Annotated in this window: 12 protein-coding genes; 8 read left to right on the top strand and 4 right to left on the bottom strand. The window is 43.7% G+C overall.

Translation table 11 applies throughout. The annotated features are described in order from the left end of the window. Positions 1 to 20 precede the first annotated feature (20 nt). Genes AC6RGY_RS09205 through AC6RGY_RS09195 form a run of 3 tightly spaced genes read left to right on the top strand, consistent with a single transcriptional unit; the run spans position 21 to position 3,611 of the window. Positions 21 to 1,403 carry an oligosaccharide repeat unit polymerase gene (locus tag AC6RGY_RS09205; RefSeq protein WP_499862176.1) on the top strand — a complete coding sequence of 461 codons (1,383 nt, stop codon included), beginning with the start codon at positions 21 to 23 and terminating at the stop codon, positions 1,401 to 1,403. Then, complete coding sequence (locus AC6RGY_RS09200) at positions 1,404 to 2,513, top strand: glycosyltransferase (RefSeq protein WP_499862172.1); 1,110 nt, start codon at positions 1,404 to 1,406, stop codon at positions 2,511 to 2,513. Next, positions 2,514 to 3,611 (top strand): glycosyltransferase, encoded by a 1,098-nt coding sequence (locus AC6RGY_RS09195; protein WP_499862168.1) that lies wholly within the window; start codon positions 2,514 to 2,516, stop codon positions 3,609 to 3,611. Positions 3,612 to 3,686: 75 nt separating this feature from the next. On the opposite strand, the gene AC6RGY_RS09190 is transcribed toward AC6RGY_RS09195, so the two are convergent. Next, positions 3,687 to 4,109 (bottom strand): disulfide oxidoreductase, encoded by a 423-nt coding sequence (locus AC6RGY_RS09190; protein ID WP_499862165.1) that lies wholly within the window; start codon positions 4,107 to 4,109, stop codon positions 3,687 to 3,689. Positions 4,110 to 4,147: 38 nt separating this feature from the next. Continuing rightward, positions 4,148 to 4,867, bottom strand: coding sequence for a DsbA family protein (locus tag AC6RGY_RS09185; protein WP_499862163.1), 720 nt, complete (start codon positions 4,865 to 4,867; stop codon positions 4,148 to 4,150). A gap of 277 nt (positions 4,868 to 5,144) precedes the next feature. On the opposite strand from AC6RGY_RS09185, the gene AC6RGY_RS09180 reads away from it, so the two are divergent. Beyond that, positions 5,145 to 6,068: an MBL fold metallo-hydrolase gene (locus AC6RGY_RS09180; protein ID WP_499862465.1), complete on the top strand. Its 924-nt coding sequence runs from the start codon at positions 5,145 to 5,147 to the stop codon at positions 6,066 to 6,068. Positions 6,069 to 6,264: 196 nt separating this feature from the next. After that, the gene (locus tag AC6RGY_RS09175) at positions 6,265 to 8,364 is read left to right on the top strand and encodes a (Fe-S)-binding protein (RefSeq protein ID WP_499862161.1); all 2,100 of its coding nucleotides are present in this window, start codon (positions 6,265 to 6,267) and stop codon (positions 8,362 to 8,364) included. Positions 8,365 to 8,755: 391 nt separating this feature from the next. Here the strand turns inward: AC6RGY_RS09175 and AC6RGY_RS09170 are convergent, their stop codons facing one another. Further along, on the bottom strand, positions 8,756 to 9,508 hold the full coding sequence (locus AC6RGY_RS09170; protein ID WP_499862159.1) for an arylamine N-acetyltransferase family protein: 753 nt from the start codon (positions 9,506 to 9,508) through the stop codon (positions 8,756 to 8,758). Between the two features lie 642 nt (positions 9,509 to 10,150). On the opposite strand from AC6RGY_RS09170, the gene AC6RGY_RS09165 reads away from it, so the two are divergent. The 3 genes from AC6RGY_RS09165 (at position 10,151) to AC6RGY_RS09155 (ending at position 13,885) form a co-directional block, all read left to right on the top strand. Further along, complete coding sequence (locus AC6RGY_RS09165) at positions 10,151 to 11,605, top strand: SulP family inorganic anion transporter (RefSeq protein ID WP_499862157.1); 1,455 nt, start codon at positions 10,151 to 10,153, stop codon at positions 11,603 to 11,605. Positions 11,606 to 11,829: 224 nt separating this feature from the next. Continuing rightward, entirely contained in the window at positions 11,830 to 12,669 is an 840-nt protein-coding gene (locus tag AC6RGY_RS09160; RefSeq protein WP_499862153.1) for a MerR family transcriptional regulator, read from the top strand. Positions 12,670 to 12,787: 118 nt separating this feature from the next. Then, positions 12,788 to 13,885, top strand: coding sequence for a C45 family autoproteolytic acyltransferase/hydrolase (locus AC6RGY_RS09155; protein ID WP_499862463.1), 1,098 nt, complete (start codon positions 12,788 to 12,790; stop codon positions 13,883 to 13,885). A 166-nt stretch (positions 13,886 to 14,051) separates the two neighbouring features. On the opposite strand, the gene AC6RGY_RS09150 is transcribed toward AC6RGY_RS09155, so the two are convergent. Then, positions 14,052 to 14,225, bottom strand: coding sequence for a hypothetical protein (locus AC6RGY_RS09150; RefSeq protein ID WP_499862148.1), 174 nt, complete (start codon positions 14,223 to 14,225; stop codon positions 14,052 to 14,054). Positions 14,226 to 14,471: the final 246 nt, after the last annotated feature.

Here is a 14,471-nt window from a genome sequence, read left to right as displayed (position 1 = left end):
GAGAGGGGAGGTCTATTAGTATGGAACTTTTTTATGTTCTAACATGGGTGCTCGTGCTCATTGTTTCTATTTCGATGTTTTCGAGAGCGGGGGGGAGTCTTTCTTTTAGAAAACCAAATATGATTTCCTTCATCTTTTACTATTCTCTCTTTCTTTCTAGCTTTATAGGGGCTCTCCTGATTGTATTAGAGGTGGATCATTCCTATATCATAGATAAGCTGATTAATGAGGAGTCAAGAGTAACGGGTTTTGGACTCATTTCATCTGTTATGGTCCTGTTGCCTCTCTCCATGGTGATGGTTGCACATCTTTTTCGATTTAACAGCAAGCAAGAATGGAGCGATTACTTAGAGGCGCCAGTGGAAGATCATAGGGACGATGAACAAACGCGGGACCGCTTTTTTGAGATTTTTGTTTGCTTGGTTTCGCTATGCTGGGTTGCATTGCTTTATACCCTTTTCATGTCGGATACCATTCCTCTTATAAGTAAACTGATGGGTGATAGTCGTTCATTAGGTGAGTTAAGGCAATTAGCGAAAACAGACTATCACGGCAATATTCTGGTGAAAAACATCCTGGTGTTAAGCTTTCTCCCCTTGCTTTCGTTGGTGGCTTATATTATGGGAGTAAAGACAGCAAAAAAGAAGTGGAAACTTCTATTCTTATTGCTGTTTATCACATCTGTATTTGCCCAAGTATATGATTTTCAGAAATCGCCTCTCATATTTTATGTGGTCATGTTGATACTCGTAAGAATCTTTATAGGTAAAACGAGAGTAGGGTTGCGATCCCTTGCCCTTGGATTCGTGATCGTCGTAGGATACCTGTTGTTTATGTATAGTGCATCAGGAGTAAAAGAGACGAATCAGTATTTCAATTACTCCACAGGTCCAGTAGGCAGAGCCATACTCACTCAAGTTGCACCTACCTTTCTGCATATCGATCGGTTTGGAACGGTTTATTCACACTCACCTGAACTGGGTCTACCCTTCACTATGCCCCATCGAGATACGGAGTTGATGATTCGATCTTCGCGACGTTTGATGTTGGATTTATTTCCAGATAGAGTAGAAGAGGGGACAGCAGGTGTTTTAAACACGCTATATATAGGAGAAGCGTATGCAGCTTTTGGTGTTAGTGGCGTGATCTTGGGGACCATTTTTATGGGGATACTGCTACAATGCCTCTATATTCACTTTATCCGACTACCGAAGCACCCGCTCTTTCTAAGTTTATTTGTTTACTTTACCGTTAATATTCCTCGTGCCCTAGTGGGAGGGTTTCGTGAATTTATCTTTAATCCCCTATGGATCGTGATCTATTTAACCTTTATGGGCCTCTATTTATGGACTATCTACCCACACTTTGTATCTATCTGGTCTCAATATAGGAGGGAAAATTAGGTGAAGAGTATTCTCGTATATTATCCTTTTCCGTTAGCAAAGGATGCAAATAGTGGCTCAAAATTAAGGCCACTAAAGATGGTGGAGGCATTTGAAGAGTGGGCTGAAGAAATCGGGGTAAACGTGATCGTCATTAGTGGTGAATCCAGAGAGAGGAAAGAGGCATTTAGGGATCTGAAGAGAAAAGGGGAGTTAGAGGATCTCTTATTCTGCTATATGGAGAATCAAAGTATCCCCTTGTGGTTAACGGACGATAATCATATACCGAAGAGCCCGCTGATCGATTGGAAGATCCTTTCTTTCTTAAAGAAAAGAGAGGTTCCTGTCGGAGTGTTTTATCGTGATGTATATTGGAAGTTTGATGATCTTTATTCACTTCGAGGAATCAAGAAGTGGATAATGCGAAAGGTTTACCAGATGGAGGAGATCTTTTTTGAACATTATGCACGGACGATTTTCTTGCCCAGCGATGAAATGAAAGAATATGTTCCTATTCATCGTGAGAAAATAGCTCTTCCACCAGGTGGATTTTCTATAAATGATGAAGAAGAGAAAAGGAAAAACGAAACCATTCGTGCTATATATGTTGGTGGAATCTCTGAACGTTACGGGCTCTCGCTTTTAGTTGATACGATGGCAGAATTGGAGCAAAGGGCGATTCCAATCTCTCTAACCTTAGTCTGTCGTGAGCAAGAATGGGTCCAGGTAAAACCAAGTGTCAAAAGTAAAATGAAGCAGTTGGGGATTCTCGTATTCCACTTATCGGGTAAAGAGCTGGCTTCAATTTATAAAGGTGTGGACCTTGCTTTTATTCCTATCTTACCGACGAAGTACAATGACTTTGCGACGCCAATCAAACTATTTGAATATCTTTCATATAATTTGCCAGTAGTTGCTACGGCTTGTAAAGCACAGCGAAAAGTGATTCAATCCGGTCCCTATGGTTTAATCTGTGAGGATACTCCCGAAGCAATGGCGGATGCAGTTGAATCTATTATAGAAAATTATGATAAGTATACCTTTGAGATTAAGGAAACTTTTTATGAACGCCATTCTTGGTTGGCGCGAGCGAAGACTGTGCATAGCGAGCTATTAAAGGAGGGGGAGTAAATGAGAGTGGCACTTTTTGGGCCATTAAAATCGATTCATACACAAAAGTGGATTCGTTTTTACCAAGAAAAGAAGATTGAGATAAAGGTGATTACATTCTCTGATCATGTAGGCACTCAAGAGTATGGAGAGAACGGTGGTTTTGAAGTGGAGGTTTTATCGAAGGTATTGCCGGGGAAGTTATCTTACTTGCCTGGAGTGTACCGCTTGCGGAGAATTCTAGCAGACGATCGTCCGGATATTCTTCATGCTCACTATGCTTCTAGTTATGGGTTTGTAGCAGCGATGAGCCAATATACTCCCTTAGTCACTTCGGCATGGGGGTCAGATATATACCAATTCCCACGGAAGAATTGGATAAACAAAAAAATTTTGCAGTATTCGCTAAAATCGGCAGAGGTCATTTGTTCAACGAGTGAGGCGATGGCGAAAGAAGCAAACTTGTATACCAACCAGTCCATAGAAATCACGCCCTTTGGTGTGGACACGAAGAGGTTCATCCCAGGAGAGAAGTCTGGAAGAGATCCGCGTTTTACCATCGGAATAACCAAAGCGTTGGAAGATATCTATGGTATCTCGGAGTTAATCGAGGCTTTTGCAGTAGTGGAAAAAAGTGATCCAAATGTGCGCTTGTTACTTGTTGGTGAGGGGTCGATGAGAGCGGATTATGAGCATTTAGTCAAGAAGCGCCAGCTAGAAGAGAAGGTAGACTTTGTTGGTGCGGTTGACCATGATGATATTCCATCCTATATTCAGCAAATGGATCTTATGGTTCTTCCCTCACATCAAGAAAGTTTTGGTGTATCTGCTTTAGAAGCACAAGCATGTGGTGTTCCTGTGATTGTAACGGATGTAGGTGGTTTTCCAGAGGTTGTAAACCACGGTGAGACAGGAAGAATCATTCCAGATCACTCTCCTGAGCAACTTGTAGAGGCGATTCAATATTTGATGCATTCACCAGACGTTCGCCAACTGTATGGCCGAAATGCGAGGAAATTTGTAAAGGAGAAGTTTGATTGGAATGAAATCTCTCAGCATATGCTTTCTATTTATGCACAGATTCTTGCCAAAGAGGAAAGATGGAAACGAGCCTTGTAGAGATGAGAGATGATTGCGTTGTTTCCTCGTACAAAAAACCTCCTTCTGGATAGTAGGACCCAGAAGGAGGTCATTTTACTTCCTTGCCAACCACAGGCAAAGCGAAATCATAACAAAAGCAGTGAGTGCGAGAAGCGGGATAGTGATAAACCCAGCAAGGTTGATATATTCGCCACTGCAGGGGACACCACTTGTACAAAGTTCTACTTCTGCTAATGCAGGTACCTTCTGCTGGGCATAATGGAAGGTTGAGATGGCCCCACCAATGAGGCTGAGTGGAAGGGCATATCGAATGATCTGTTTATCATCACGGAAACTTGCGATGCCGAGCAAAAGGACGAGAGGGTACATCAGGATGCGCTGGTACCAACAGAGATTACAAGGGATAAACTCTTGAATCTCACTGAGATAGAGGCTCCCTAGCATGGCTACGATGGAGATGAGCCAAGCAAAATAGATGCCATAGGTGGAAAATAGCGAACTTACTTTCGTTTTCAAAAGGTGTCCCCCTCTTTACAAAGCTAACGAAATGCTATTTATTCTTTTGCTAACTCTTCTTCAATAATCGAGCGGAGGGCATCATAATCGTAAGGATCTTCGACCATTCTTCCATTCACAAAGAGAGCGGGGACGCTTTCGATCTGAACTTGGTTCGCCACTTCCATATCTTGATTGACCGCTTCTACATAGGTTCCATCGTCTAATGCTTTCTCCACTTGAGCGGCATCTACTTCGGGAATCTCTTTCTTAATCACGTCTAAGATATACTCCTTTGTTGCCCAAATCTCGTGGCTATCTCCTTGATTTGTATAGAGATAGTCATAATACGTCCAGAATGCTTCCGGGTTTTGTGCGTAGATCGCTTCTCCCGCTTGTGCTGCTGTTTGCGAATCTTGGGAAACTACAGGGAGATTCATAAATTGAAGTTTTGCTTTTCCCGTATCAATAAACTCTTTTTCTAATTGAGGAATCACACTATCATGAACGGTTTTACAGTGTGGACATTTAAAGTCACCAAACTTTACAATGGTGACAGGGGCGTTTTCGTCCCCTTTCACTTGCTGATTTTCACTAGGAATGGTAAATGCTTTGGTATCGGCCTTTGTGGTGGCATCATTCTCTTGCGAGAAGACAATAAAAGCGATAACGGCAAAAACAATCACCAAGAGGGTAGTTAATGTCATCATTTGTACGCGTTTTTTACGTTGAGCCTGCTTCTTTTTCTCTAATCTTTCTTTTTTATTGGACATGTTCATCAGTCACCTCTTCCAATATGGGAAATATTCTATTAATCTATCATTACTTAAGAGAAAATCACATGTAGAAGAAATCGGGATAATCGCTATTGTTAGAGTGGATATCTTTAAAATTTATCATCTCTCGCTCACCCTAATAGTATCGCATATCTGATAGATAAATCCAATAAAAAAGAAGAAACAGGGGATAAATGGCTGCAAGTTGTGGGAAGCAGCTAGGAGTCGTTAGGTAGATGACTAGTGTTCTATGGAGAAAAAGGAGTGGACGAGCGTGAGTATGTGGTGGTTTGGTGGGCTAAGCATCCTTTTGATTTTTCTACTTTATGTAGGGTTCCAATATTGGTATCGCTTAGGGAGGATGCAACAAGGCGTGAAGCGAACGGTTATAGTAAAACCGGACCCAGAGAAATGGACGGAAGAGGGAGTAAGTGTTACTTGGATTGGTCACTCCACCCTTTTGATCAACCTCTTTGGCACCAAAATTTTGACCGATCCTGTATTTAGTGAGCGAATCGGGGTTCATGTTGGTGGAGGTGTGCAGATTGGTCCCAAGCGTATTACTCCACCGGCGTTATCGCTAGCGGATGTGGGAGAGGTGGATTTGATTCTCGTTTCTCATGCCCATATGGATCACTTTGATTTCCCCTCGCTTAAAGGGTTAGCAGATAAAAGACGAGAAGTGTTAATACCCAAAGGGATCCATCCTCTCATGCGTCGTCTCCCTTTTGGCAAAATACATGAATTGGACCATCATGAGACGATGGAGTGGACGGGCGGTTTAAAAGTTACTTCGGTTCCTGTTCGTCACTGGGGGCGAAGGTTTCCGTGGAATGGGAATTACGGATGGCATGGTTATCTCATTGAGAAAGGTGGCGTACGCCTCTTTTTTCCCGGAGATACAGCGTATACCCCTTCCTTTTCGGCTCTTAAAGGAGAAGGAGCACTGGATATTGTGTTTATGCCGATTGGGGCGTATAAGCCGGATGCTTACCAACAAGCACATTGTACACCTGAACAGGCGTGGGAGATGTTTAAAGATACCGAAGGGAAATGGCTTGTGCCGATTCATTGGAATACGTTCATCCTCTCGCAAGAACCGGTGGACGAACCGATGGAGCGCTTACTAAAGGTTGCGGGCGAGGAAGGGGAGCGCATCGTGATCCGAAAGCAAGGGGAAGAGTTTCAGTTATCACTGCCATAGGAGAGTAGTTGCTAAAAAAAGAGGCAAAATACATGACAAGTAACTTTTATTCCCTTTTGAAAAGAGAATGAATGCCCGCTCATTTTATGATACAATACTGCTATATGTGAATTTAAGGCGGATCTTTTGTTGTTACTTGATTATTGACTCATATCTAATACGATGGAGATAAGAAGGAAAGGAGCGAACATGGATTATGCCTGCATTGCAGATTATTAATCTCATTCTGTTTTTGGCTGTAGTAGGTTATGCGATTTATCTCGTATCTCACATTATCTATAGCCGGTATATGTTTATTAAGCTGGGCCGTCCTGCCGATCTGAAGAAGGATCTCGGTCAGCGGATTAACCAGACCATGGTCAATGTTTTTGGACAAAAGAAGCTCTTGAAAGACACCAAGAGTGGTGTGATGCACGTCATTATGTTCTATGGGTTTATCGTGATCCAATTTGGAGCGATTGATCTCTTCTACAAAGGACTGTTCCCAGGTAAGCATTTGCCTCTACCTGCTTATGGCGTGTTTACCTTTATCCAAGAGCTCGTTGTGTTTTCTGTGTTGTTAGCCACCATCTACGCCTATTATCGCCGTTATGTGGAGCAGTTGGCTCGTCTGAAGAGAGGGTTTAAAGCAGGACTGGTGATTATTTTCTTATCGACAGTCATGACCTCCATTCTGTTTTCGGCAGCGTTTGAACAGATTTGGCATGGATTGGAACCTTCTTGGGAAATGCCGATTTCCTCTCTCTTGGCGGCACCTTTTGTGGGATGGATGTCTGCTTCGACAGCCGCTGTCCTTTTCTACATCTTTTGGTGGATTCACCTCATTGCGGTTCTTTCTTTCGGGGTTTACGTACCGCAGTCGAAACACTTTCACCTCATTGCGGCTCCCATCAACTCTTTCTTAAAGCGGACTGACCCGCCTTCCAAGTTGCGGACAATCGACTTTGAAGATGAGTCACTTACCGAATACGGAAACAGCAAAATTGAGGATTTTGATCAAAACCAATTATTAGACCTTTATGCTTGTGTGGAATGTGGACGCTGTACCAATGTTTGTCCTGCTTCCAATACAGGGAAGGTACTTTCACCCATGGATTTGTTGGTGAAAATGCGTGATCACCTGACAGACAAAGGGGCGGCCATTACCTCGCGTACCCCATGGATGCCGGCGTTTGCTTTTAGTGGTCCCAACCAAGCGGCGCTGAACGTAGGCGTATCCAAGGACGAAGAGGGCAATTACCAATATCCCATTAGCCTCATTGGCGATGTGATTACGGAAGAAGAATTGTGGGCTTGTACGACTTGCCGAAATTGTGAAGATGCTTGCCCGGTTTCCAATGAGCACGTAGATAAGATTATGGATATGCGTCGTCACTTGGTGTTAACACAAGGGAAAATGAGTCCGGAAGTGGCTCGTACCTTCCAAAACATCGAACGACAAGGAAACCCATGGGGACTGAGTCGGAAAGACCGCGCGAAGTGGACGGAAAGCGCGGACACTGAAGTTCCTTCAGTAAAAGAGAAGAAAGAATTTGAGTATCTCTTGTACGTGGGATCAATGGGTTCCTATGATAACCGCAGTCAAAAAATCACACATGATCTGGTGAAACTGCTTAACCATGCAGGGATTGATTTTGCCATCCTCGGTAAGAAAGAGAAGAACTCTGGCGATACGGCACGTCGTCTCGGAAATGAGTTCCTCTATCAACAGTTTGCCATGGACAACATTGCGTTGTTTGAAAAGCATAATGTGAAAAAAGTGGTTACAGCGGACCCCCATGCTTACAACGTCTTTAAGAATGAGTATCCAGATATGGGGCTAGAGGATATTGAAGTGATGCACCATACGCAATTGTTGGCGAAGTTGATCCGTGAAGGGAAAATTACGCCAACCAAAGAAGTGAAAGAGCGTGTGACGTATCACGATTCCTGCTATCTGGGTCGTTATAATGATGAGTATGATGCACCGCGCGATATTTTCAAGTCGATCCCTGGGATTGAATTAGTTGAGATGGATCGTAATCGTGAGAATGGAATGTGCTGTGGTGCGGGTGGCGGTCTGATGTGGATGGAAGAAGATAAGGGTGTACGTGTGAACGTCGCTCGTACCGAGCAAGCACTCAAAGTAAACCCTTCGATGATCGGAAGTGCTTGTCCGTACTGCTTAACCATGCTCAGCGATGGAACCAAATCGAAAGAGAAAGAAGACGAAGTGAAAACAATGGACGTAGCCGAAGTGCTTGCTCTGTCTGTTGATTTCGCTGACAATACAGAAGTTGCCGATGGCGTTCATTGATAGATAGCCGACTTCTTGTTTAACGGCTGGTGCCGTTATCAAGTCACATAACTATAAGAGTGCGATGAAACTCGATTACATGGTTTCATCGCACTCTTTTTCTTATAACGGGAATCCGATAACCTGAACATCATCTTGGCTGATTTTTTGACAGACAACCCTGGACTTATGGAGGAAATGATTAGAGAGAATATGGAGAGGCAATAAGAACCGATTCGTTCTTCTTTAGTAGTGATGGATATGATTTATATTAACTGATTCTGGGTGTTAACGGTAGCGGAAGTACCAACCGTTAACACCCACTTTTTTATATTGGAGTACGACCTTCATATGGTGGATACATGATGCGAGAATGGTGGGGAAAAACACTTATCTTGCTTTAGAATATTAATTAATGAAAGTAATCGTGAAGCATCTTCTTCCACTCTGCTTCGCTGTAAATCGCAATTTTTTCTTTCTGGTTCTGTGTGGTAATGGTCAGGGAGTCCTCAGATAAAGAAATACGCCCGTGTTCTGTTCGTTTGCTGCAGATACGCTTGTCCCGAAAGGGGCTTTTATCATCCGTCTGATAGAAGTGGAGCATGCTTTCAAAATCCGATAATTCTCTCGGGTGTGAATCGATTAGAAGCCAGTCGGTCCAGTGTTTTTCTTCGTCTTTTTGTAAGATAAAGGTGCTGCTTTTTTCGTCCTGTTTCTGTACGCGATATTGTCCGCTTACATCGGAATACTCCTGTCCGTCAGCTAGGGCGATGGGATGAACAAACCCTCCGCCAATCCCCACATCGAATAGGTAGGGACGCTCTTCTAAAGTGACCAGTAGCGCGAGATGAGAGCAATCTGGATTCCAAGACTGCTCCTCTGTATTCCACATGCGACCGGAGAGGAAAGTTACGTGGTAACCGAGTTTCGTCAATACCCAATGGAGTAAGCTATTGGTTTCAAAGCAAAGCCCTCCACGGCGATGGTGGACGATCTTTTCAAATACTTTGCCAGGGTCCATAGAGAGTGGCAAATGGTAATAGGAGATATCGAGGTTTTCAAAAGGGACGTGTAGTAGGTGTTGAAAATGGATATCTTTTAACAATTGAAGGGGATCATTTGTCTGTTGGACGCCAATATGGTTTAAGTACTGTGAGGGATGCACGACCATTCTTCCTTTCTATTAAAATGCAATGGATAAAATAATGAAACACTAGGTAATTTAATGGTCTTTCTATGAAAATCTCCGCTTGATGAAACTCGATTTCACTAAGTAAAAAACCGCTGTTGGAGAGAAGGGTGAAAACTCACCCTAAGCGTGGTTGGAAGATGGGCGAGCAGTTTCTCACTGAGAGACTCTGAGCCGTGGATCAGGCAGCGAAGGAGATATCGCTGCCCATCAACTGCGTTTCGAGAGAACCTGATGCTCCCATGATGACTGCTTTCATCTGGGGCGTGTGGAGGGAGCATGCGGATTTTTTATGATCGTGAATCGAGATAACGAAAGAGTGTTTCTACCATCTTAACATAATAAATGCAGGTGCTTGGAATGAGCTTTACTTCAATCATAATCGTGGTATAATGGACAAGTCTTATTTGGAGCGGAGTAAAAATAGATGCAGAATAGGTAGAAAACCTGCGTAGAGAAGGGGTAAACTTCGCATCTATTTTAAGAACAAAATGGATAGAAAATGACCTTCTTAATAGAGGGAAATGAAGATAGTTAAGAGTTGCCGATTACGAACCGGAGCGGTTCGTTATGTTTTTTATAGAGCAAAGTAAATGATAGTAGAAAGAGGGATGATGTTTGGAAAGCAGAGTAAGTCGTTATTTACATGAGTGGAAAGGCAACATTCGAGGGGATGTGCTGGCTGGCATGACAGTGGCACTTGCCCTCATTCCAGAAGCGATTGCCTTTTCTATTATTGCGGGTGTTCACCCGATGGTAGGATTATATGCTTCTTTTTGTATTGCAGTCGTTATTGCCTTCGTGGGTGGTCGCCCTGGGATGATTTCGGCGGCGACGGGCGCGATGGCACTTTTGATGGTAACACTGGTTAAGGAGCATGGACTAGAGTATTTATTGGCGGCGACAATTTTAACGGGTATTATTCAGCTAATATTAGGCTTTTTAAAGGTTGGACGCTTCATTACCTTTGTTCCACACTCGGTTATTATAGGCTTTGTCAATGCGCTGGCGATCCTGATTTTCATGGCTCAACTGGAGCACTTTGTCGGCGCTTCCTGGGTTATGTATGCGATGGTTGCCGCGACACTGCTCATCATTTATGTGTTTCCCCTGATTTCCAAAGCGGTCCCATCTCCATTGATTGCGATCATCTTGATGACAGCGATTGCGATTATGATGAACCTAGAACTGAAGACCGTAGGGGATATGGGAGAGATTAAGCAAGCTTTGCCCTTTTTCAGCATTCCTGATATTCCCTTAAATTGGGAGACCCTTAAAATTATTCTTCCTTACTCATTCCCACTTGCTTTAGTGGGACTCATGGAATCTCTCTTAACCGCCACTATTGTGGATGAAGAAACAGATACCAAGAGTGATAAAAATAGAGAAGTCCGCGGACAAGGATGGGCCAATATGGTTGCTGGATTCTTTGGTGGAATGGCCGGTTGTGCGATGATTGGGCAATCGGTAATAAACGTTAAATCTGGCGGAAGAGGGCGCTTATCCGCTTTGGTAGCGGGGGTTTTTCTCCTCTTTCTGATCATTGTTCTGGGAGATATAGTGAAGCAAATTCCGATGGCCGCCTTGGTCGGCGTGATGATTATGGTATCGATCGGCACTTTTGATTGGGGATCTCTGCGCGAAGTCTTTCGAATTCCCATCACGGATGCACTGGTGATGGTACTCACGGTAGGAATTGTTGTTTACACGCATGATTTATCCAAAGGGGTTATTGCAGGCGTGGTGATGAGTGCTTTGGTCTTTGGTTGGAAGATGGCCAAGCTTCATACGCGCACCTTTGAAGAAGAAGGACGTAGAGTGTACCAGGTTTCGGGTCAGCTCTTTTTTGGAACGATGAGTCACTTTGTTGATATATTTGACTACCAAGAAGATCCTGCTGAGATTGTGATTGATTTTACGCAGGCACATGTGTGGGATCAGTCGGCTGTACAAGCCATTGCGAAAGCACGGAAGAAGTATGAAGGACTTGGGAAGAAAGTGATCATCCGTGGGTTAAACGAAGAGAGCGAAGCATTGATCCAACGGGTAGGGCTATCTACTTCTGGACACTAGAGGACTTCTGTTAAGGCTACTCTAACAGAGAAAAAGGGTTGCCACTCAGCATCCACCATCTCGACGTTAATCAATATAATAAGGAGAAGGCAGGAATTCGAGAAGAACCTGCCTTCTATTCTCTTTACCTTTCTTTGAGGGGTTTGCAAAAGAAAGCAAGGGGGCGACATCCGCTCCTATTTTTTAGATAAATTTATCTGATTAATAAGAAAAGAGGAAGATCTATGTATACCATCGGACAATTTTCAAAGATTTGTGGTGTCTCGGTCAAAACTCTTCGCTATTATCATGAGATTGGTCTTCTTCCTTCCTCTTCTATTGATACAGAGACCCAATATCGGTATTACCATGACGACAAGATTCGAGAATTAAAAACCATTCTGCTCTTAAAAGAGTGTCAGTTTACGCTCCAAGAGATTAAAGCGTTCCTAGAAGAGCCAGAAGTGCAAAGTTTGCTTCCAACTTTAGAACAAAAGTCGGCTGAGCTTCATCGACAGCAAGATCAGATTCAACGACAGCTGAATCGGGTTCATGAGTTAAAGCAAAAGGTGAAGAACAAGGCTCCTATTGTTCCCGGACCAAAGCTATCGCCAGGTTATTTGGAAGAGCAAGCAGAGTGCACGGTCCTATTTATCCAGGATCGAATTGACTTCACCGATATCGATGTGCTGGTCAGACGGTTATTTGAACGTGTCTATGCTTATGGATGTGAAGTGGAGGGAGATTTACTCGCCGTGTTTCCTGACACCTTGTGGGAGGAGCAAATCGAGGTAGAATTGATGATTCCGGTGAGATCTTATGAGGGGCCTTATATAAAACACATGCCAAAAGGGACGTATGCCTGTATGGATGTGAGGGGACCGTACTCTGATCTACACTATGGTTATCAGGCACTAAAAGCATGGATAGATCAAGCGTCACTTTTGGTGGAGGGACCGTTTATGGAACAGTATATACAAGGCCTTTTACCATCAACAGTGGATCATCCACTTTACTTAAAGCCAAATTTAGGGTTACATCCACAGGACTTCTTGACAAAGATCTTTGTGAAAATCTGTGACTGAGCTAGAAAGGGCTACTTTGCAAAAGGAGGGGGTCCACTCTCCCCTTACTGGAGGGGTTAGGCTAAGGGTAGCAAGAGTTACTCTTGTGATTCTTATCCTAGGAGGGATCAAAGTGGAGATGGGTTATGCCAATTTTTCTTATCTCACAGGGAGTTCATATGAGATCGGAAAACAGCAAGCGATAGAGATGAGAAAACAGAAGGGAACCTATCCCTTTCAGTACGTAGAGGAGCCTCTCTCTGAGAGGATGTTCCGAGATATGGAGAAGATGATGGCGGAGTACTCTCCTCATCTTAATGAGGAGCTAGCGGGGTTTGCAGAAGAACTAGATATTGAGCCTAAGCGCCTCCGTTTTTACCATGAAGCTTGTTTGTATCCTGGAGGCTGTAGCATTGCTGCCGTTTTACCTCATAAGATGCAGGATGGGAAGGCTTATGTCATAAGAAATTATGATCTAAGTCCCTCGCTTACAGACATGCGCCTCTGTTCCACCAGAGTGACTGGATGCTATGCGCACACGGGCTTTTCTGTTGCTACCTTTGGTAGAAGTGAAGGGTTAAACGAGCGGGGCTTGTGTGTGGCTTTTGCTGCGTGTGGAACGCCGGTTGGGCATTATCCTGGGATGGCAAAGCCCGCAGTGACAGGATTGCAATTCATGGTGGTCGTGCGAACGATCTTGGAGCAGTGCAAAGATTGTACGGAAGCGATTGAGTTGCTTAAAGATATGCCAATCGGAACCAATATGAACTTGATCCTCGCAGATGAGGCAGGTGAGAGTGCCTTATTCACGGCGTATGAGGGTGTGAAGGCGGTAAGGAAGGCAGATAGAGACTATCTCATCGCGACGAACCACGCCCTCTTTCCTGAGATCCAGCGCCTACAAGAAAGCAAACTGGTTCAATCTCAGCATCGATATGACTGCTTAGAACAGCAGATTGGAATGGAGGGTAAGCGAAGTGTACAAGAGCTCAGAGAGCTCTTAATGAATGAATATCCACACGGTGTAACCGTTCATAATTATGATGAACTCTTTGGTACGGTCCATTCGGTTCTCTTTCATGTAACGGATCGACAGCTAGAGTTTTCCTTTGGGTCACGAATACAGAATTTGGTTTATACGATGAAAGTGGGAGAGGATCTTCTTTTCAAGCCTGAGCGTATTTACCTTCAGAATGGGTCGTATGGAGATGATTTCTGGAATATTGTCAATAACTAAACAACTACCCTTTCTAGAAGTGGTCTTTTCCAATCAGGTGTAAATCAAGTCTTCGCCGACTTCCCCAAGCGAGCCAAGTATGGACGGAAACGGTTATGGTCGTGTACAGTGGGCTAGATACTCGTTCATTTGTGGTCAGTAGGGCTGGGTGATACGATGCCCAGCCCTACTTTTCTAGGAACCAGAAAAAGAAAGCGAGTAAGGTAGCGATGACTGGATGGTGGTAAGTACGGTTTGGGGCCTTTCTTGCTGGTTTTTTATGATGTTGAGGAAAGGCTTCACCCTGTTGCTCCTGCCATTGGGTGAGAGCTTGTCTACGATATTTTGTTTCGAATAGCATGATGCATTCCTCCCTAGCAAGAAGAAGTGTAATGACATGACTATCGAGAATTTTCGACGAAGATGTTCTACCATTATTATAAGATAGTCAATACGCTCTTGCAAACGCTTACAAAAAGAAAGATGAGAATGTTCGATCTTTATGATGAGGCTTAGACTCCTTCTGCTATGAGGGGGTTTTTCTAGATGAATGGCGTCAGATCTGATTCTCCGAGGGATGCCAGTAAAGAGGGAGGAGCCTGATCAT

The organism is Mechercharimyces mesophilus (genome assembly GCF_059818345.1).
The sequence above is the reverse complement of the archived record's forward strand: the minus strand, read 5'-3'. Positions and strand labels throughout refer to the sequence as shown.